We start from the raw sequence: 18,126 nt of genomic DNA on the forward strand, positions 1-18,126 counted from the left end.
CGACTTTGGGAGCCAACTTGAATTCCTGGTTGTGTGGGATGTGCTGCACTTGTGGCGTGCGGAGGAATTGATGGGCGCGAGCGGAACCACCCCCGGGTGGGCGCCACCAGGGCGGCGCCCAGGCGACTGGCAGCGCGCACAGTGGTGGCAGGTCTGCTGCTTCAGCTGCCGTTCGGGCTCGTCTTCGCCTGGGGCGCGGTGGTGCCCCACGTACGGGCGGAGGGTTGGAGCCCACTGCTGACGGGAGCCGTCTTCTCGGCCACGCCCTTGGGCTACGGGATGGGGACGTTGGTGGGCGGCCGCCTGTCGGATCGCGTCTCGGCCCGAGCGGTCTGCGCGGGCGGCGTGGGCCTATTGCTGTTGGGCTTCGCGGTCGCGCTCTCGCTGCCCTCGGGCTTGAGCTTCGTCGTGGCCTACGGCTGGCTCGCCCTGGGCCTGGGCGGCGGCATGGCGCTATCGGGCGCGGTGGCCGCCTCGGTCGCCCTCTTCCCCGCTCGTAGCGGGCTCGTCGGCGGCGCCATCACAGCCGCCTATGCAGCCGCCGCAGTGTTCCAGGCGCCGCTGCTCAGCCTGCTGGCCGACCGGCTGGGCTGGGTCTCTGCCCTGCGCGTCGTCGGCGTCGGCTTCGCACTAATGGGAATCGCCGCGGTGTTGGCCATGCCGGCAACCACCCCGCCGACGAGAACCCGAGCGGCTCCCTCTACCGATCCGCTCACGCTGCTGCGGCGCCGTCCGGTCTGGGCCGGCTGCCTGCTGGCTTTGACCACCGCGTGTCTGGGCCCCTACGCCGCCGTCAACCTGGCTCCCCAGGCGCACGATGCCGGGTTGGCGGCGGTGGTGGTGGCGGTCGTTCTGCTCTGCTTCTCGCTGGGCAACACCGCCGGCCGTCTGGCGGCCGGGGCGAGCGCCGACCACTGGGGCGTCACAGTGGCGGGTCTCGGCGTGGTGGCCGCGAATGTGGTCGCGGCGTTACTGGTGGCTGCGGGGAGTGCCTCTGTCGTCACCTTTCTGACCGTCGGCGCAGCGGCGGGGCTGGGGCTGGGGGGCTCGGCCGGCCTCGTCTCTCGGCTGGCCCGGGAGGCGGTGGCGGAGGCGCCCAACTCCGCCTTCGGCCTGGTCTTCGCCGCCTACGCGACAGGCGCGCTGTCGGGACCCTTGGTGGGCGCGCTCGCGGGGGCGGGCCGGAGCGCCTGGCTGGTGGTCGGCTTGCCGTCCCTCATCGGTCTACTGGCGCTCAGGCTGCGAACCGGAGGCTGAGCGTCGGCAGCTGACAGGCCAGCAGTGAACACCGATCACTTCTGGGCGAAAGGAGCGATGCCTCAACGCCGGCTGGCGGGCGGCTCGGCGTCGAGCGGCCGATCCCGCGAGAGCACGAGAAAGACGCCGCCCACCACCACCGCCAACGCGATCGATCCCCACTCGGCTCGACTGTCGCCCGAGAAGCTGATTCGCAGAGCTGTCGACAGGGCGAGATAAACGCCGGCCAGGCCGAGGGCGAGCTTCAGGCGTCGGGCGACGTTTCGCAGCTGGTTGCGCAAGCCGCCAGGCCGAAGCGAGAGGACTGATACGACGAGCACCACCAGCAGGAGCAGGCCTATCAGGTATCCGCGCATTTGACCAGGAGAAGTGTGCCCAATGTTCCGGCCGCCTGACCTCGGCGAAGCAGGCGAGCCGGCGCTGGGCGGGTAGTCTGGCGAGGGTGTGGCTGAGATGCACCCGGCGCTGCGGCGGCGAGCTGTTCAAAGCGCTTTCGGCCGAGGTGATAGTCGACTCCGCGGGGCGCTATCAGGATCACGAGATCACACTGTCGGGCTATGCCTGCCTCAACTGTGGTGCTCCAGCGCTGGATCTGAGCGCCGTCCCCACCGAGTTGGAGCTGGAGGCGGCGGAGGAAGTGGCACCTATCGCTGTCGACGTCCTCTGCCCAATCTGCGAGACGGGCGTCTCGATCCTGCCCGGCGATGAGTGCCCTAACTGTGGCGCGGCGCTGATCTCCTGAGCCGGCCCCGCTGCTGCAACCTTGCCAGCCCGCGTCCCAGCAATCTGCCGTCGGGGGCAGCTGGTTCTAACCGCGGCTGACTTGGTTGCCGCCGCGCTGGTTACAGCAGCCCGCCCGCATCGGGCGCAGCACTGCTGCTGGCCCAGGAACCGGCAGCCGGCAGCCCGAGGTCCGCGGTCATGAACAACCAGGCCACGAGGCTCAGCGGACACTCGCGGATCCTCTACCTGGGCCCATTTCTGAGCATGTTCGACCGCTTCTCCATTGCGCCGCTTCTGCTGCCGATCGCTCACGACCTGCGGGTGACAGTGGCACAGGTGACAGTGGTGGCGACCGCCTACTTCCTGCTCTACGGCGCGATGCAGGTGGTCTACGGGCTGATCTCGGATCGGATCGGTCGGGTTCTGCTGCTGCGGCTCACTTGCGTCGGGGCGGCCCTGGCAGGCCTGGTCTCGGCCTTCGCACCCAACCTGCCAGTGCTCATTGCGGGTAGGGCTCTGACCGGCTGTGTCATCTGCGCGATCATCCCGACTTCGGTGGTCTACGTGGCCGACAGCTTCCCGTTTGAGGTCCGCCAGCGGGCGATTGCAGACCTCTTGGCAGCTGTGGGCTTGGGCACGGCCGCCGCCACCTTCAGCGCCGGCCTGTTGGCGCACTATCTCAGCTGGCGCGTCGCCTTTCTCCTGCCCGCGCTCGCGGCGCTGGGCCTGGCCTATGCGCTGCGCTGGCTTCCCGAGACGCTGAGCCGGCAACCAACGAGGGAGTCCGCCATTCGGCAGCTGGCCGGGCTGGCACGGCGACCATGGCTGGTTTTCCTGACCCTCTTTGCAGTCCCGGAGGGTGCCGCCATGCTGGGCTTCTTCACCTTTCTCGCCCCGACCCTGGAAGCGCACGGCCAGAACCCAGCTGTGGCCGGGATCGTGACAGGCTTCTACGGCATTGCGGTGCTGGCCGGAACGCAGGTAGTGAAGCGCATCGCGCCGGTTGTCGGGGCTCACTGGCTGATCGTTAGCGGCGGAGCGGCGTTGACGCTCTGCTACGCGGTCGCTGCGCTCTCACCCACAGTCCCCGGCATCTTGGGCGCAAGCTTCCTCGCCGGCACGGGTTACGCAGTTATGCACTCCACGTTCCAGACCTGGGCGACCGAGGTGGCGCCACAGGCGCGCGGCATAGGCACAGCTCTCTTCGTCAGCGCCGTCTTTCTAGGTGGCGGCCTGGCCACGGCAGGAGTGGGCGGGCTCGCCGGAGCCGGAAACTACGCGCTGCTGTTCTGGTGGGGAGTGGCCGTGACGGCGCCGACGGTGGCGGTTGGCGCGGTTGCTCGACGGCGGTTTCGAGGTCAGCCGGCGGACAGCGATGGCGTGACCGCGACGGCGTGAAAACGCCAGCGTAAACGGCCGCCCGAGACGAGCTGCCGCCCTTCAGGTCCCGGCTGGCACGTCTTCCCTCACGCCCTCCCACTTCGGTCGAGAGCATGATGGTGCGAGCTGGCCGGCCCACGATTAGTCTTGTCGTGTGGCAGTTACCGTGTGTCCGATCGCCCTGGTGAATGCGCCCATCGACATTGTCTGGCAGTTTCTAGCCGGCCCCGCGGAGTATGCCGCCTGGACTGACGCGGAGTTCATTCGCGCTGAACCGTCAGCGGCCGCGGTCGAGGGCCAGAAGATCTTCTTCCGGACGCGCGCCGTGGGCCGCTGGTGGCCGGTAGTAATGGAGCTTGGGACGGTGGACGCACCTCGCGTTTTAGAGTTGAGAGTCCTGCTACCGCTGGGGATCGTCAACTCCGAGCACATCACCGTACTCCCGCTGAGCGGGCGGGAAACACGAGTCAGCTTCAATTGACACTTCACGCTTCCGCCTGGATGGCGGGGCCGTCTGGTCGAACTGCTCTTCGGCCGTGAGCTGCGACGCGGGCCGGCCGACTCGCTGGCTCGGCTGAAGGCTTGCGCCGAAGCAGCCGTACGGCCACAAACCCCCCTCGCTTAAAGGCTGCCTTCGAGGTGGTGCTCCCCAGCGCAAGATGAGGCCGTTGAGCCGCGATTAGCTGAGTCGCGCGGTCCCGCACAGAATGCCGGCCATCCAGCTTGCTGCCGGCACGTCGTGACGGCGCACCGCTCGCCTCAGAACCCGCACCGCGGCGGGCGTGTCCAGGTCATTGTCAAGGGCAGCCGCGAAGTCATCGACAAGCTGCCGCTGAGCCCCTGCCGCCAGCGCCGATTCCTCGCCCTGCGGGCCCGCCCCGCCCCCGCCGCCTCCTCCTGGATTGGGACCGATGAGCTCGGCCAGGCGGCCGGCCAGGCGCGCGGCGTCGGCCAGCCCTTCCCAGCGGAAGCTCCAGTCCCTTTGGTACCTGTGGGACGCCAGATAGAGGCGAACCGCGGCCGCGGACACCCTCTCCAGCGTGTCCTCGACGACCACCAGATTGCCCAGACTCTTGGACATCTTGCGGCCGTCGAACCTGACCATCCCAGTGTGCAACCAGGCGCGGGCGAATGGAACCGTGCCTGTTAACGATTCCGATTGGGCCCTTTCCGACTCATGGTGCGAGAAGATCAGATCCCGGCCCCCTCCGTGCACATCGATCTGCGGACCCAGATAGCGCGTGGACATGGCTGAGCACTCGATGTGCCAGCCCGGCCGGCCCGGTCCTGCCGCTGAGGCCCAGGCCGGCTCCCCCGGCTCCGAGGATCGCCAGAGCGGAAAGTCGAGTGGGTTGCGCTTGCGGCGCGGACCCACTTCCCCCAGCAGGCCTTCATCTCGGAGCTTGCGGATCATGGAGCGCCGGCTCCGGTGGGAAAGCGCGCCGTAGCTGGGATAGCGCTCCACCTCGAAGTAGCAGGCGTCGCTCAGGTACGCGTAGCCGTTCTCCAACAGCGAGCCGACAGCTGCCACGATCCCTGGGATCTCGTCCGAAACCTTGGGCATCACGTCCGGCGGGCGCCAGCCGAGCGCCTCCATCTGCCCTATATAGCTCTCGGTTTCGCGCTGGGCAAGCTGGCTCCAATCGACGCCGTCCCGGCGGGCGCGCGCGAAGAGGGGATCGTCCACGTCGGTCACGTTCTGGACATAGCGAACCACCACGCCGCAAGCTTCCAGCCACCTGACCAGAACGTCGAAGGCGCAGAAGGTGAAGGCGTGGCCCAGGTGGCCCGAGTCGTAAGGGGTCACCCCGCAGACATAGAGCTTCAGCTCTGGCCGCCCCGATTTGGTCTCGGAGAGTGGGATGGGCAGGAGCCTGCGCTGCAGGGTGTCGTAGACCCGCAGCGCAGCCTTCGAGCTGAGCTCGTCGGCCAGGGCGCTACTCCCGGATGGTGGCAGCGCTGCGCTCTTGGAGCGCCGACAGCCGGTCAGTTCTCTCCCAGGGGAGATCCAGGTCCTCGCGGCCGAAATGACCGTAGGCGGCGGTCCGGCCGTAGATCGGCCGCCGCAGGCGCAGGTGGTGCACGATCGCCGCGGGCCGCAGGTCGAAGTTGGCTCGGATGAGGCGGAGCATCTCCTCCTCAGAGATGCGACCCGTGCCAAACGTCTCCACCGACACTGAGGTGGGCTCCGCCCGGCCGATGGCGTAGGAGACCTGCACCTCACAGCGCGCCGCCAGTTGAGCGGCCACTATGTTCTTGGCCACGTGGCGGGCGGCGTAGGCCGCGGAGCGGTCCACCTTGGAGGGGTCCTTGCCGCTGAACGCTCCCCCGCCGTGACGGGCCACGCCGCCATAGGTGTCGACGATGATCTTGCGGCCGGTAAGGCCAGCGTCGGCCTCCGGGCCGCCGATCTCGAATCGGCCGCTGGGATTGACAAAGACCTTGGTCTGAGAGTCGACCAGCTCGGCTGGCAGCACTCGATCCACCACCAGCCGGCGGACGCCCTCCTCCAGCTGGGCGGAGCTCAGCGCCCGCTCGTGGTGGCTGGAGATGACCACCGCCTCGATCCGCTTCGGCCGCCCGAACTCGTACTCGACTGTGACCTGCGTCTTGCCGTCGGGCAGCAGCATCGGCAGCGAGCCGTCCTTGCGAACCTCTGCCAGGCGGCGAGCGAGCCGGTGCGCGAGCGAGATCGTGAGCGGCATCAGCTCAGGCGTCTCGTCGCAGGCGAAGCCGATCATCATGCCCTGGTCACCGGCGCCCTGCAGCTCGAACGGATCCAGGTCGCCGTGACGCGCCTCCAGCGACGTGTCGACGCCGGCGGCGATGTCGGGAGACTGTTCCTTCAGGTACACGCTGAGCAGCGCATGGTCAGGATCGAAGCCGCTGGCGCCGCCCCTGTAGCCGATCCCTGACACCGTCTGCCGGATCAGGTTCTCGATCGCCACGTCGGCATGGGTGGTCACCTCCCCGATCACTGCCAGGAAGTCCTTAGTAACTGCCGTCTCGCAGGCCACACGCGAGTTCGGGTCCTCGGCCAGCATGGCGTCGAGGATGGCGTCGGAGACCTGATCGCAGATCTTGTCGGGATGTCCCTCCGTAACGGACTCGGAGGTGAGCAGGTACGAGCTTGCGTTGAGAAACGATGTCATGGGCCGCAGCGAATTCTACTGAGCGGCCTCCGGGCGAGGGGACTGCCTAGCCGGCCAGCTCGTCGTCCTCGCCGATCAGCTGGCCCTGGAGCCGAAAGACGTCGTCCAGGACTCGCTCTGTCAGCCGCCCCTCCAGCCGGTGATCGGGGATGAGCCCGGCCACCCCCAGTCGGAGCTTGAGCTCGCGACCCACCGGACCGTTGATGCGGTGCACACCCCTCTCCAGCGCGTCCTCAAGGAGGTTGAGACAGGCATCGAGCGCGTGCAGGCGCCGCCGCTGCAGGTTCGTCATGCTGTCCCCATCACCTCGACTCGACCGTTCTTCACCCTCACCCTGACCAGCGGTAGGGAGGGCAGGTCGTAACCGTCCGCCAGCGACTGGCCTTGCAGGGAAAAGCTGAGGTTGTGGCAGGGACAGCGGAGTTGAGAACCGGTGGGCACCAGCTCACAGGGCATGTGCGTGCAGTAAGAGGACATCGCCGTCAGCTGCTCGCCCTGGCGGATGACGAAGGCACTGATCGCACCCGCCGTCACCCGGTGCGGTTGGTTATCCGACATCTCAGCGAAGCGGATGCCCGTGTCGTACCAGCGTGCGGTCTCGGGTTGCGGCTCCAGGATGGCTCGCTCAGCCGCCGTCTTGGTCGGCCCTGGCGCAGGCTTGGGCAGCAGATCGGCCAAGCGTTGGGCGCTGGCTCCGCCCAGCGCGCCGAGCGCCACGCCGGCGCCGGCGACCAGGGCCGCGCGGCGTGAGAGTCCGCTTCCCGCCACCGGCACCGATCGCCCAAGCTCGGCGGCCAGGCGGCGCTTGAACTCGGGCGTCGGTCGGGGAAACGCCTCGCGCGCACCCACCAACCGAGCGGCCACCATGAGGGCCCGGCGCTCCGAGGCGTCGCTCAATTTCAGGTTAGGGCTGCGGCCGGCGAGGAGCTGGCGGACCAGTCCTTCCAGCCGGCCTGCCAGCCTCTCCTCTTCGCTATCGGACATCGCTCACCTCCGCCGCGGCACGCAGCGCCCGCCACTGCATGATCTTCGCCGCGCCCGGGGTCGTGCTGGTCTCTCGGGCTACCTCTTTCAACGAGTAGCCGCGCAGGAAGCGCAACTCCAGAAGCCGCCGGTAGTTGGCCGGCAGGGCGTCGAGGATGCGGCGAACCCGCTCGATCGGCTCCGGCTCTTCCCCCTCGGCTTCCGCCTGCGAGAGGTCGTCGAGCAGTTGCTCCTCCGGCACCCCCAGGCGGCGGGCCCAGTGGCTGGCGAGGACCGAGCGGGCTGCCGCGAAGAGGTAGGCCCGCACTGCCGCGGGAGCGGCGTCCGGCCTAAGACGGGGGATGGCCTTCAGCGCCACCTGCTGGGTCAGGTCCTCCGCGTCAGGCCGGTTGCCGACCCGGGCATACAGATAGGCGTAAATGAGATCGAGGTCCTCAAGCGCCTGCTCGGTCGGATCCGGCGCACCCGGCAGCTCATAGATCTGACCGGGCTGCTCAGCCGGTTTCATACCTGCTGGCGCCGCGGAGAGGCTTTTGGATTGGGGGAGGTCGGGCATGATCCACTCATCGCGATCTGAGAGTAGATACGCCGCGGGGTTACGCGAAGTTACGCCAGAGCCTCTGGCTGGCTCAGCAGCCGGCGGGCCAACGGGCCGATGGAGAGTCCCTGGATCAGGAGGGAGAGCAGAGCAGCGCCGTAGACCAGCGTTTCCACCAGGGCATAGCGTCCGCCCCTTCCCTGGAGCGACAGGACCAGAGCCACAGCTATCGCTCCCCGCAGCCCGCCCCAGACCAGCAGGTGCTGCCAGCGCAGCGGCACGGACTGGCCCAGCGGCCGGAGCAGGTTGAGCACCGCGTACACCGCTGCGGCGCGGGCGAAGAGCGCGATGGCGGCCACCGCCAGGACCAGGCCGGCGGCAGCCAGGAGCTGGGGGAGTGCCACGGCGAGGCCGATGAGCAGGAAGAGCAGCGAGTTGAGCAGGAAGGCCACGTATTCCCAGGAGAGGTCGACCGCCTGGCGCGTTTCGTCAGACATGCCGTGCCGGCGTCCGTAGTTGCCCATGATGACCGCGGCTGCCACGACGGCCAGAATGCCCGAGAACTGCAGGGAGTCCGCCAGCAGGTAGCCACCGTAGGCTGCTATCGCCGTCACAGTCATCTCCACCGTGAAGTCGTCCACGCGGCTGATCAGCAGCGAAGCTGCAAAGCCGATCAGAGCCCCGAGCCCCAGACCGCCCAGGACCAGACGCAGGAAGGATTCCGCCAGGTCCAAGCCGGAGCCGGCGGTGGTCATAAAGGCCAGCGCCAGGCTGAAGAGAACCAGGCCCGTGCCATCATTGGCCAGGCTTTCGGCCTCCACCAGGTTGGTCAGGCGCTCGGGCAGCCCCAGCCGCCGAAACACTGCCAGCACAGCGACTGGATCGGTTGGCGCCAGCATGGTGCCGATCAGAAAGGCAATCGGGAGGCCGAGGCCAAGCAGCAGGTGGACCAGGCCGCCCACCAATAAACTCGTCAGCAGCACGCCCACAGTGGCCAAAGCGATCACAGCTACCAGGTTCCGGCGGAGCAGGCGCCAGTCCAGCCGGTAGGCGGCTTCGAAGAGCAGGCCGGGCAGGAAGGCCGCCAAGATCACCGTGGGCGTGAGCTGGAAGGGAATCGGGGCTGCCAAGCTGCCGGCCACGAGGCCGACCACCGCCAGCGCCACCTCGTAGGGGACCGGCACCGCCTTGACGAGGATCGCCACCGCGCTGGCCACCACGAGCAGGACCACGAACGTCGTGAGGTTCGCTTGCAGCATCGCGTGCAAGCTTGTCAGATCCGGCCTGAGGCTCGCGCTTGAGCTTGCGGCCAGCAACTTACCCAGCCTGCCCCTTTACCGGCCAGGTTGGGCAATGTGCCCAGGAGGGGCAGACTGAAGGCGACTTGGCCCTCTCTGAACCGCTCCAGGCGCTGCAGGAAGTGTTCCAGCTGCAGTCTTTTCGGGCCGGCCAGAGAGAAGTGGTGGAGGCCCAGCTGTCAGGAAGGGACGTTCTCTCGGTGGCTCCCACCGGCGCCGGCAAGAGCGTCAGCTACTGGGTCCCCGCCCTGACGGCTCCAGGACTGACCCTGGTCGTCTCGCCCCTCATCGCGCTGATGAAGGACCAGGTGGACCGCCTTCGCCAGCTCGGCGTCGCAGCCGGCTACATCAACTCCAGTTTGGATCGGCCCACCCAGGTGCTGCAGCTGGAGCTGGCCGAGGCTGGCGAGGTGAAGCTGCTCTACGTGGCGCCTGAACGGTTCTCCGCCAAGGGCTTCGTGGGCCGCCTGAACCGGATAGGGCTCCGCCGGGCGGTGGTCGACGAAGCCCACTGCATCTCCAGCTGGGGCCACGACTTCCGGGAGGACTACCGCCAGCTCGGCGCCGCCATAGCGGCCTGTGGCCGACCACCCATCGCCGCCTTCACGGCGACCGCCACGCCGCAGGTGCGGGCAGACATCGTGGCCAGCCTCGACCTCCGCGACCCGGAGGTCTTCGTCACCGGCTTCAACCGACCGAACCTGCGGCTCTCCGCCCGCCAGTGCAGAGGCGAGAGGGGCAAGCAAGAAGCGCTTCTGGCGACACTCGACCCCGGCAGCGGGCGCGCCCTCGTCTATGCAGGCCGTCGCGCCGACTCCGAGCAGCTGGCGGAGCTGATCACCGCTCGCGGCTTGCCAGCCGCCGCCTACCACGCCGGCCTGGCGGATCGCGATCGTCGCTCGGTCCAGGAACGTTTCGCTGCCGGCACTCTGCGAGTGGTGGTCGCCACCACCGCTTTCGGCATGGGCATCGACCTACCCGACATCCGCCAGGTCATCCACCACCACCTGCCCGGCAGCATCGAGGCCTACTACCAGGAGGCCGGCCGAGCCGGCCGCGACGGTGAGCCGGCCGAATGTGTGCTGCTGTGGTCGCCGGCCGATCGGGATCTGCACGCCTACTTCGCCGAAAACCCGCCCAAGCCCACCCAGATCCGCGAAGGCATCTATGCCCGCCTCGCGCAGAGTCTCGGCTACGCCCGGCTGCGGACCTGCCGGCACGCGCGGATCGGAGACTATTTCGGGGAGCCCGGAGTGCCGCGGACCTGCTCGGCCTGCGACAACTGCCTCAATCCCGGGCGGCGCCGGGAGGAATCGGTAGCTGGCGAGGATCTGCGCCGGATGCTGGCCGCGCTGCGCCGTTTCTCGGACCGATTGGGCGCTGAGAAGATCGCCGCCATCGTCGCCGGGCAGGAAACCAGTTGGGTGCGCAGCCAGCCCTGGCTGACGGAGCTCGAGTTCTTCGGCTCGCTGCGCTGGCCGCCCGCCAGGCTGCGGGAGCTGCTGACCGAAATGGTCGAGGTCGGCCTGGCGCGACAGACCTCGGGCGAGTATCCCAGGCTTGCCATCACCGAGTTGGGCAGCCGGGTGCTGAACGGCGAGACAACCGTCGCGCTGAGCCTGCCGGCCGCGACACCGACAGCCGTGCGCTCGGCCTCTGGCTCTGCCGCCGCTGCCGGTTTGGCTGATCAGAGCCCCGAGAGCGCCGAACTGCTGGCCCGACTAAGAACCTGGCGCTTGGGCCGAGCGCGCCAGGCTTCGCTGCCTGCCTACATAGTGTTCTCCGACCGGACGCTGGCGGAGATCGCCGCCCGCCGGCCCCGCACGGCCGCGGAGCTGGCCTCAGTGCCGGGGGTCGGGCCGGCCAAGCTGCAGCTTTACGCCGCCGAAGTGCTGAGCCTGGTCGGCTGAAGCTGCGCCTAGCTTGGCCGATACGGAGTCACAGCGGGCGGCGGAAGCGAAGCCACCCGGGCAGGAGCTCGTAGCCCAGCCGTTCGTTGATCCGCAGAATCGGCGCATTCCGCTCGTCGTTGCCGGTTCTCACCTCGCTCACGCCCAGCTCGATCGCCTGGGCCAGCGTCGCCATCTTGGCAGCCCAGGCGGCGCCACGCCCCCGATAGCGCCTCGCCGTGGCCGTATAGCCCGTCCAGACCTGGCCCCGGACCGGGGGAAAGCTGAGGAAGGAAAGCCCGGCCAGATCGTCGCCGGCGACCACCAGCCAGACACGATCCGGCCTGACGTCGGGAGCCTGCAGCTCAGCCACTATCTCCGGTGGCGTGAGCATGTGATCGCCCGGGTTCTGCGGGATGTCGGCTTCTGTCTCCTGGTAGAGCGCTATCACCTTGTCCCAAGCCTGCGGACGGTTCAGAAAGCGGTCGAACGTCAGCAGCGCCAGCCCCTGCGACGTGACCTTCGCCTCAGATTCGCGGGCTAACTCGAGCAGGGTGCCTCTGCGCTTCAGCAGGTCGAGCTTCCAAAACCTCTCGGCGGAGACCTGCTCGTATCGTCGCGCAGCCAGCGCCGCCAGCAGCCAGTGCTCGTCTCCCTCTGCGTCGGCCGCGGCGGCGCGGGCTCCCTCCCGGCGCAACCACTCCTCCAAGGCGGCGATGATGCCGTCCGCCTGGGGCCTCACCTCTGGCGCCAGGTTCAGGTCCAAGTCGCCGATCCGGCCCGGCTCCCGCTCCCACGGCGCATGATTGGCGGCACCGAAGCCAACCACATTGCCGGCGGCGTCCCTGAGCGCCCAGCGACCCTGCACGTGGTCCAGGCGAAAGTTGGCCCAGCGATGCCGCAGCACCACGGGATCGACAGGGTCGTGCGGCCGCCAGCGCGTCATCAGCTCTGAAATCCAGCCGGCGTCGTCGACGGACAACGACTGCCACGTCCAACCGCTCACCGGCCCGATCCTACCGCCACCCGCTGCCGTCTCAGCCACCCGTCAGCGAGCGAGGCAGCGGCCTTCCGGCCCGCACCCAGGTGCCGTACCAATCGCCGGCGATCTGCTGCTGCGCGTCGGCGAGCGAGAGCCTGTTCTGGCAGACCTGGTCGTGCAGCCAGTCCTCCAAGCCGTCCTTGTCGTTGGGACTCACGGGGGACGGCTGCGGCCACAGATTGCGCGCATCAGTCGGATGGCCGAGGAGCTCAAGCGGGATCAGGTGATCCTCCTGGTGGGCGCCAGGACTGTCACTGAATCCATAGGCGGTCATCTGCTTGCGCTTCAGGCTGCCCGTATAGGAGACGGGCGGCCGCACCGCCCGGGTGTGGGCGATCGGGCAGATCTCGCTCAGGGAAGCCTGCCGCGTCGCCCCCGGCGTGCAGCGCGGGTCAGGCTCCCACTCGCTCGCCCCGGGCCCGACCTGACGCGCGCGGCAGCTGCCTGCGGCCTGAACCTCCGGCGCGGCCACGGCGGCGCCGGAAAGGCGCTGACTTCCGCTGCGGACGGCGCCGGAAGGGTCGCCACCACCGCAGCCTGGCAGCAGCAGCGCTGCCAGCGAAGCCAGCAGTGCCAGCCGCAAGCTGACGCGGTGGGACGCCGCGCACCGGTCTCCGGCCGCGGTTATCTGATGGTTTGGCGAAAGCGTCTTCATAGTCACTTCGACGCTAGCTGCTGGCTCAGCGGTTGGCCAGCTTCTTTACATGGATCGGCTAGGGCTCGCTGGAGCGACCAAGACTGGGCACATCTGTAAAGACGCTTGCCGCGATCCGGGGCCAGGCCGCATCATTGGCGGCATGGCTGGGCTTGCCTGTCTGATGAACCACTGGCCGCCTGGCGCGGGACGCTAGCCAGATGTGGTCGGCGCCCCAGGTGCTGCTGCTGGAAGACACCCCGGAGGAGCTGGCCGCACTCACGCTCGCGGTCGACCGGGCGGGCCTGGAGGCGCTGCCCGCACCCAGTCCCCGGCGGGCGCTGTCGCTGCTGGACCGGCGGGAACCGCTGGTGGCGGTGCTGGACCTCGACATGGCCCGCGTGCCGGCCAACGAGCGGTCCATCACAGTCGAGATGGTCCTCCAGCGGTTGCGGCGGCGCCACGCCAACTGCATTCCGCTCGTCTACTCCGCCTGCGTGGAGACGATCGAGGACCAGGTTCGGCTCTTCGAGCTGCACCCCCACTGCCTGTTCCAATCCAAGCGGCAGGGCGAGCAGCGGCTGCTGCGCCGCCTGAACGGCCTCCTCGCGGCTCACATCGGGGACCTTGCGGGACGCGGGGGCGCTGTTGTCCATCTGCCCTCGGGAGAGGTGTTCAGCCACCGGATAGGGGTAGCGCTTATGGCTGCCTGGCGGGCCAACCACACACTGGTCCTGGCCGAGAGTGACGCCCGGGCAGCGCGCCGCTTTGAGGCCTGGCTGCGCCGCCAAACATCCTCGGTGAGCGTTCGGGCAGCGGGCAACCGGCACTACCGGCTCTGGCTGGAAGAACGCGACAGCAGCGGCTGAGGCGGGAACACGGCGCCCGCCAGGCGCATGAAAAGCTAGGGCGGCCACCGGCGAACTCTCTGTGCTCGACCGCAGGCCCAACGGCGCCCGGGCACCGCTGAGCGGCTTTGTGCTCCAATCGGAAAGGGAACGGCGATGAGCATCATCCTGGGCGACAACCGTTACGGCAAGGCCGAGACGCATCTCGTCCGCGTCGTGCGGGGGAACGGCGCCCATGAGCTGGCCGACCTGACAGTCAGCGTCGCTCTTTCCGGCGACTTCGAGTCAGTCCACCTGACCGGCGACAACTCCAACGTCCTGCCCACCGACAGCCAGAAAAACACAGTCTTCGCCTTCGCCAAGGAAGCCGTGGGTGAGATCGAGGAGTTCGGCCTCCGCCTGGCTCGCCACTTCGCCGGCGGCTACGCGCCGATCCGCGAGGCCCGGGTGGCCATCGAGCAGCACACCTGGCAGCGGCTGAGTGTGGACGGTAGGCCTCATCCTCACGCTTTCGCGCGCGGCGGGACCGAGAAACGGCTGGCCACTGTGACCGCTAATGGTCGCGAGGCCTGGGTGGTCGCCGGACTCACTGAGCTGACGGTGCTGAAGACGACGGGCTCCGAGTTCTGGGGCTACCTGAAGGATCGCTACACGACATTGCCGGAGACCCGGGACCGCATCCTCGCCACCTCTGTTACTGCCCGCTGGCGGTACGCCAGAGCGGAGGTCGATCACGCCGCCTGCTTTGCCACGGCTCGGAGCCGGCTGCTGGAGACGTTCGCCGCAGCCCACAGCCTGTCCCTCCAGCAGACTCTCTACGACATGGGCCGCGCGGTGCTGGAGGGCCTGCCTGAGGTGGCCGAGATCCGGCTGGCAATGCCCAACAAACACCACTTCCTGGTCGACCTCGCGCCTTTCGGCCTAGAGAACCAGGACGATGTTTATTACGCCGCCGACCGTCCTTATGGCCTGATCGAGGGCTCTCTCTCGCGCGACGACGCACCCCCGCCCGGCCGAGCCTGGTGATGGAGTTCCTACAACCGGCGACCTGGCGCGAGGCGCTGGAGATGAAGACCGCCCAGCCGCAGGCCCTCCCCATCGCGGGCGGCACTGATGTGCTGGTGGATCTGAACTTCGACCGCCACCGACCGGAGGTGATCCTCGACCTCAACCGGGTGACTGAGCTGAGCGAGTGGCAGCCCGCCAACGGCAGGCTGCGGGTGGGGGCGGGCGTCTCCTACAGCCGCGTCATCAGCGAGCTGAGCGACCGCCTGCCCGGGCTGGCGCTCGCCTCCCGCAGCGTCGGTTCGCCCCAGATCCGCAATCGCGGCACGGTGGGCGGCAACCTGGGCTCGGCCTCACCCGCCGGCGACGCCCATCCCGCGCTGCTGGCGACCCGCGCCAGCATCGAGGTCAGTTCCGTGCGGGGCAGCCGGGAAATCCCTGTCGACGAGTTCTTCCTCGGCCCCAAGCGCAACGCTCTGAAGCCGGATGAGCTGATCGCCGCATTCTGGCTGCGCCCGGCTCCAGGTCCTCAACAGTTCGCCAAGGTGGGCACCCGCAACGCCATGGTGATCGCGGTCTGCTCCTTCGGCCTGGCGCTGGATGTGGAACAGCAGACTGTGGGCACCGGGATCGGCTCCGCCGGGCCCATCCCTCTGCGCGCCGGGGAGGCTGAGCGATTCCTCGCCGAGGCATTGGCGGACGGCAATCATTGGCGCTCTGGCCAACCCCTGCCTCAATCCGCGCGTGAGCGGTTTGGTGAGCTGGTGGCGCAGGCGGCCAGGCCGATCGATGACGTCAGGGGTACCGCCGCCTTTCGGCGCCGGGCGCTCGCGGTGCTGGCTCGGCGGACGTTCGCCTGGGCCTGGCAGGAGTACACCGCGGGGTGAGGATCAGCTGTCGCGTGAACGGAGAAGTTCGGGAGGCGGACCAGGTCTGGCCGGGTGAGAGCCTGCTCTGGTTCCTCCGCGAACGGCTGGGCCTGCCGGGGGCCAAGAACGCCTGCGAGCAGGGCGAATGCGGCTCGTGCTCGGTGCTCCTGGACGGCGAGCTCGTGTGCGCATGCCTCGTCCTGGCCGCGCAGGCGGACGGCCACAAGGTCACGACCGTGGAGGGACTGCGCGGCGCCGAAGGCATCCACCGAGTCCAGCAGGCATTCGTCGACGCAGGTGCGGTTCAGTGCGGCTTCTGCACCCCGGGCCTCGTCGTCACGACCGCCGCGCTCCTCGAGCGCATCCCCGACCCGTCCGACGACGAGATCCGCGAGGCGCTCTCGGGCAATCTCTGCCGCTGCACCGGCTACGCAAAGATCTTCGACGCCGTCCGCCTCGCCGCACAGCCGTGAGTAGCGCACCGGCCCGCGTCTCCGAGCTCGGGCGCGTCGGCGACGCGGTACGCCGCAGCGACGGGATTCCCAAGGTGACGGGCGAGTTCGCCTACTCGAGCGACCTCTTTGCAGCGGGGATGCTGTGGGGCAAGACCGTTCGGAGCACTCACGCGCACGCGCGGATCGTCGAAATCGACGTCTCGGAGGCGGTGCGGCTGCCCGGCGTCCACGCCGTCCTCACCCACGAGGACGTTCCGGGACAGAAGACCTACGGGCTCGAGTTTCCGGACCAGCCGGTGCTCGCCTTCGAGCGGGTGCGCTACTTCGGCGAGGCGGTGGCGCTCGTCGCCGCCGAGGAGCCGGAGCAGGCGCGGCGGGCCGCCGCCGCCGTCCGGGTCGAGTACGAGCCGCTCGAGCCGGTGACCGACATGGAGCAGGCGACCGAGCAGGCGCCGCTGCACCCCGACCGGCCGACGATGACGCACGGCTACCTCGATGACCCGCGCCCGAACGTCGTCCGCCACATGACGATCCGCCACGGCGACCCCGACGCGGCGGGTGAGATCAGCGTCAGCGGCGTCTACGACGTCGGGATCCAGGACCAGGCCTTCCTGGGGCCGGAATCGGGTCTCGCCGTGCCTGACGGCGAGGGCGGCATCGACATCCACGTCGCGACCCAGTGGCTCCACGTCGACCGCGATCAGGTGGCGCCGTGCCTCGACCTGCCGCCGGAGCAGGTGCGGATCCACCTGGCCGGCGTCGGGGGCGCCTTCGGCGGCCGCGAAGACCTGTCGATGCAGCTGCACGGTGCTCTGCTCGCGCTGCACACGAACCGGCCCGTGAAGATCGTCTACAACCGCCAGGAGTCGTTCGTCGGGCACATCCACCGGCACCCGGCCCGGATCTGGTGCGAGCACCGCGCCACGCGGAGCGGAAGGCTCGTCAACGTCCGCATGCGCATCCTGCTCGACGGCGGCGCCTATGCCTCGAGCTCGACCGCCGTCACCTCCAACGCCGCCTCGTTCGCGGTCGGGCCCTACGCCGTCCCGAACGCCCTGATCGAGTCGACGAGCGTCTACACGAACAACCCGCCCTGCGGCGCGATGCGCGGCTTCGGGGCCGTCCAGACCTGCTTCGCCGGCGAGGCCCAGATGGACAAGCTGGCGGCCGCGCTCCGGATCGATCCGATCGAGCTCCGGCTCCGGAACGCGCTCGGCCCGGGAGACGTGCTCCCGACCGGCCAGCGGATCGACGGCTCGCTCCCGGTCGCGGAGGTGATCCGCAAGGCGGCCGCACTCGAGCCCCCGACGGCGGAGGAGCTCCCACGCGAGGCGATCCGACTCCCGGGCGGAGCGGGCAACACGACGCGAGGCGAAGGGGTCAGGCGCGGCGTCGGCTTCGCCGTCGGCTTCAAGAACATCTGCTACTCGGAGGGCTTCGACGACTTCACGGCTGCCCGGGTCGTTCTGCGCGACGAGGGCCCGGCGGAGATCCACTGCGCCGCCGCAGAGGTGGGTCAGGGCGTCTCCGACGTGATCCTCCAGGTCGGGCGCACGGAGCTCGGGCGAGACGATGTGGTGCTCGCTCCTTCCGGGACGGCGCACGTGGGCTCCGCCGGCTCGGCCTCGGCCTCGCGGATGACCTGGATGGCCGCCGGCGCCGTCCAGCTCGCGTGCCGGGCAGCGCTCGAGGAACGCGAGCGCCGGGACTCGAGCGACGTTGACGTGGAGCGCATCTACCGCCACCCGCGGACGACACCGCTCGACCCCGAGACGGGCCAGATCACCGGCGAGCGCGCTCACGTCGCCTTTGCGGTCGCCGCGATGCGCGTCGTCGCCGAGGTCGACGTGGAGCTCGGGCTCACCCGCATCGTCTGGATCGGAACGGCACAGGACGTCGGCAAGGCGATCAACCCGCTGGCGGTGGAAGGCCAGATCGAGGGTGGAACGGCTCAGGGGCTCGGCCTCGCCCTGATGGAGGAGATCCAGACGCGCGACGGTCTGATCACGAACGCCAGCTTCACCGACTACCTGATCCCGACGACGCTCGACA

At 69.0% G+C, this 18,126-nt stretch carries 19 protein-coding genes; 10 read left to right on the plus strand and 9 right to left on the minus strand.

Going from position 1 to position 18,126, the window contains the following annotated elements:
• The first annotated feature begins 96 nt into the window (after positions 1–96).
• Entirely contained in the window at positions 97–1,257 is a 1,161-nt protein-coding gene (locus ACR2MZ_RS11215; RefSeq protein WP_434005123.1) for an MFS transporter, read from the plus strand.
• Between the two features lie 62 nt (positions 1,258–1,319).
• On the opposite strand, the gene ACR2MZ_RS11220 is transcribed toward ACR2MZ_RS11215, so the two are convergent.
• A complete protein-coding gene (locus ACR2MZ_RS11220) occupies positions 1,320–1,613 on the minus strand; it encodes a hypothetical protein (protein ID WP_434005124.1) in 294 nt (97 codons plus the stop codon).
• A gap of 86 nt (positions 1,614–1,699) precedes the next feature.
• Between ACR2MZ_RS11220 and ACR2MZ_RS11225 the strand changes: the two genes are divergently transcribed.
• From ACR2MZ_RS11225 to ACR2MZ_RS11235, 3 genes are all read left to right on the plus strand, one after another.
• The gene (locus tag ACR2MZ_RS11225; protein WP_434005125.1) at positions 1,700–1,999 is read left to right on the plus strand and encodes a hypothetical protein; all 300 of its coding nucleotides are present in this window, start codon (positions 1,700–1,702) and stop codon (positions 1,997–1,999) included.
• Between the two features lie 179 nt (positions 2,000–2,178).
• Positions 2,179–3,378 (plus strand): MFS transporter, encoded by a 1,200-nt coding sequence (locus ACR2MZ_RS11230; RefSeq protein WP_434005126.1) that lies wholly within the window; start codon positions 2,179–2,181, stop codon positions 3,376–3,378.
• 136 nt (positions 3,379–3,514) lie between these two features.
• Positions 3,515–3,841, plus strand: coding sequence for an SRPBCC family protein (locus tag ACR2MZ_RS11235; RefSeq protein WP_434005127.1), 327 nt, complete (start codon positions 3,515–3,517; stop codon positions 3,839–3,841).
• A gap of 198 nt (positions 3,842–4,039) precedes the next feature.
• Here ACR2MZ_RS11235 and ACR2MZ_RS11240 read toward each other — a convergent pair whose 3' ends face one another.
• The 6 genes from ACR2MZ_RS11240 to ACR2MZ_RS11265 form a co-directional block, all read right to left on the minus strand.
• Positions 4,040–5,317, minus strand: coding sequence for a class I tRNA ligase family protein (locus ACR2MZ_RS11240; RefSeq protein WP_434005141.1), 1,278 nt, complete (start codon positions 5,315–5,317; stop codon positions 4,040–4,042).
• On the minus strand, positions 5,298–6,512 hold the full coding sequence (gene metK / locus ACR2MZ_RS11245) for a methionine adenosyltransferase (RefSeq protein WP_434005128.1): 1,215 nt from the start codon (positions 6,510–6,512) through the stop codon (positions 5,298–5,300). The genes ACR2MZ_RS11240 and metK overlap by 20 nt, the downstream gene beginning before the upstream one ends.
• 46 nt (positions 6,513–6,558) lie before the next feature.
• Positions 6,559–6,804: a hypothetical protein gene (locus ACR2MZ_RS11250; RefSeq protein ID WP_434005129.1), complete on the minus strand. Its 246-nt coding sequence runs from the start codon at positions 6,802–6,804 to the stop codon at positions 6,559–6,561.
• Positions 6,801–7,496: a Rieske (2Fe-2S) protein gene (locus ACR2MZ_RS11255; RefSeq protein ID WP_434005130.1), complete on the minus strand. Its 696-nt coding sequence runs from the start codon at positions 7,494–7,496 to the stop codon at positions 6,801–6,803. Before ACR2MZ_RS11255 ends, ACR2MZ_RS11250 begins: the two co-directional genes overlap by 4 nt.
• Positions 7,486–8,004: an RNA polymerase sigma factor gene (locus tag ACR2MZ_RS11260; RefSeq protein WP_434005131.1), complete on the minus strand. Its 519-nt coding sequence runs from the start codon at positions 8,002–8,004 to the stop codon at positions 7,486–7,488. The genes ACR2MZ_RS11255 and ACR2MZ_RS11260 overlap by 11 nt, the downstream gene beginning before the upstream one ends.
• A 98-nt stretch (positions 8,005–8,102) precedes the next feature.
• The gene (locus ACR2MZ_RS11265) at positions 8,103–9,293 is read right to left on the minus strand and encodes a cation:proton antiporter (RefSeq protein WP_434005132.1); all 1,191 of its coding nucleotides are present in this window, start codon (positions 9,291–9,293) and stop codon (positions 8,103–8,105) included.
• A gap of 125 nt (positions 9,294–9,418) precedes the next feature.
• Here ACR2MZ_RS11265 and ACR2MZ_RS11270 point away from each other — a divergent pair, with 125 nt between their 5' ends.
• Positions 9,419–11,242: a RecQ family ATP-dependent DNA helicase gene (locus ACR2MZ_RS11270; protein WP_434005133.1), complete on the plus strand. Its 1,824-nt coding sequence runs from the start codon at positions 9,419–9,421 to the stop codon at positions 11,240–11,242.
• 28 nt (positions 11,243–11,270) lie between these two features.
• On the opposite strand, the gene ACR2MZ_RS11275 is transcribed toward ACR2MZ_RS11270, so the two are convergent.
• Positions 11,271–12,227 (minus strand): GNAT family N-acetyltransferase, encoded by a 957-nt coding sequence (locus ACR2MZ_RS11275; RefSeq protein ID WP_434005134.1) that lies wholly within the window; start codon positions 12,225–12,227, stop codon positions 11,271–11,273.
• Between the two features lie 31 nt (positions 12,228–12,258).
• Positions 12,259–12,918: a hypothetical protein gene (locus tag ACR2MZ_RS11280; protein WP_434005135.1), complete on the minus strand. Its 660-nt coding sequence runs from the start codon at positions 12,916–12,918 to the stop codon at positions 12,259–12,261.
• A 200-nt stretch (positions 12,919–13,118) separates the two neighbouring features.
• Here ACR2MZ_RS11280 and ACR2MZ_RS11285 point away from each other — a divergent pair, with 200 nt between their 5' ends.
• The 5 genes from ACR2MZ_RS11285 to ACR2MZ_RS11305 form a co-directional block, all read left to right on the plus strand.
• Positions 13,119–13,766, plus strand: a complete 648-nt coding sequence (locus ACR2MZ_RS11285) for a response regulator transcription factor (protein ID WP_434005136.1) — start codon at positions 13,119–13,121, stop codon at positions 13,764–13,766.
• Positions 13,767–13,901: 135 nt separating this feature from the next.
• On the plus strand, positions 13,902–14,771 hold the full coding sequence (gene pucL / locus ACR2MZ_RS11290; RefSeq protein WP_434005137.1) for a factor-independent urate hydroxylase: 870 nt from the start codon (positions 13,902–13,904) through the stop codon (positions 14,769–14,771).
• Positions 14,771–15,637 (plus strand): FAD binding domain-containing protein, encoded by an 867-nt coding sequence (locus ACR2MZ_RS11295; RefSeq protein ID WP_434005138.1) that lies wholly within the window; start codon positions 14,771–14,773, stop codon positions 15,635–15,637. Before pucL ends, ACR2MZ_RS11295 begins: the two co-directional genes overlap by 1 nt.
• Entirely contained in the window at positions 15,634–16,092 is a 459-nt protein-coding gene (locus ACR2MZ_RS11300; RefSeq protein WP_434005139.1) for a (2Fe-2S)-binding protein, read from the plus strand. The genes ACR2MZ_RS11295 and ACR2MZ_RS11300 overlap by 4 nt, the downstream gene beginning before the upstream one ends.
• On the plus strand, positions 16,089–18,126 hold a 2,038-nt coding region (locus ACR2MZ_RS11305; protein ID WP_434005140.1), incomplete at its 3' end, for a molybdopterin cofactor-binding domain-containing protein. The genes ACR2MZ_RS11300 and ACR2MZ_RS11305, both read left to right, overlap by 4 nt.

Source organism: Candidatus Dormiibacter sp. (genome assembly GCF_050999135.1).
In the GTDB taxonomy this organism is placed as follows: domain Bacteria; phylum Chloroflexota; class Dormibacteria; order Dormibacterales; family Dormibacteraceae; genus Dormiibacter; species Dormiibacter spiritus.

Bases quoted from the DNA above. Each gene is read 5' to 3' on its own strand.
- ACR2MZ_RS11220 (WP_434005124.1), bottom strand. From the start codon at position 1,613: ATGCGCGGATACCTGATAGGCCTGCTCCTGCTGGTGGTGCTCGTCGTA.
- ACR2MZ_RS11230 (WP_434005126.1), top strand. From the start codon at position 2,179: ATGAACAACCAGGCCACGAGGCTCAGCGGACACTCGCGGATCCTCTAC.
- metK (WP_434005128.1), bottom strand. From the start codon at position 6,512: ATGACATCGTTTCTCAACGCAAGCTCGTACCTGCTCACCTCCGAGTCC.
- ACR2MZ_RS11250 (WP_434005129.1), bottom strand. From the start codon at position 6,804: ATGACGAACCTGCAGCGGCGGCGCCTGCACGCGCTCGATGCCTGTCTC.
- ACR2MZ_RS11255 (WP_434005130.1), bottom strand. From the start codon at position 7,496: ATGTCCGATAGCGAAGAGGAGAGGCTGGCAGGCCGGCTGGAAGGACTG.
- ACR2MZ_RS11260 (WP_434005131.1), bottom strand. From the start codon at position 8,004: ATGAAACCGGCTGAGCAGCCCGGTCAGATCTATGAGCTGCCGGGTGCG.
- ACR2MZ_RS11265 (WP_434005132.1), bottom strand. From the start codon at position 9,293: ATGCTGCAAGCGAACCTCACGACGTTCGTGGTCCTGCTCGTGGTGGCC.
- ACR2MZ_RS11280 (WP_434005135.1), bottom strand. From the start codon at position 12,918: ATGAAGACGCTTTCGCCAAACCATCAGATAACCGCGGCCGGAGACCGG.
- ACR2MZ_RS11285 (WP_434005136.1), top strand. From the start codon at position 13,119: ATGTGGTCGGCGCCCCAGGTGCTGCTGCTGGAAGACACCCCGGAGGAG.
- pucL (WP_434005137.1), top strand. From the start codon at position 13,902: ATGAGCATCATCCTGGGCGACAACCGTTACGGCAAGGCCGAGACGCAT.
- ACR2MZ_RS11295 (WP_434005138.1), top strand. From the start codon at position 14,771: ATGGAGTTCCTACAACCGGCGACCTGGCGCGAGGCGCTGGAGATGAAG.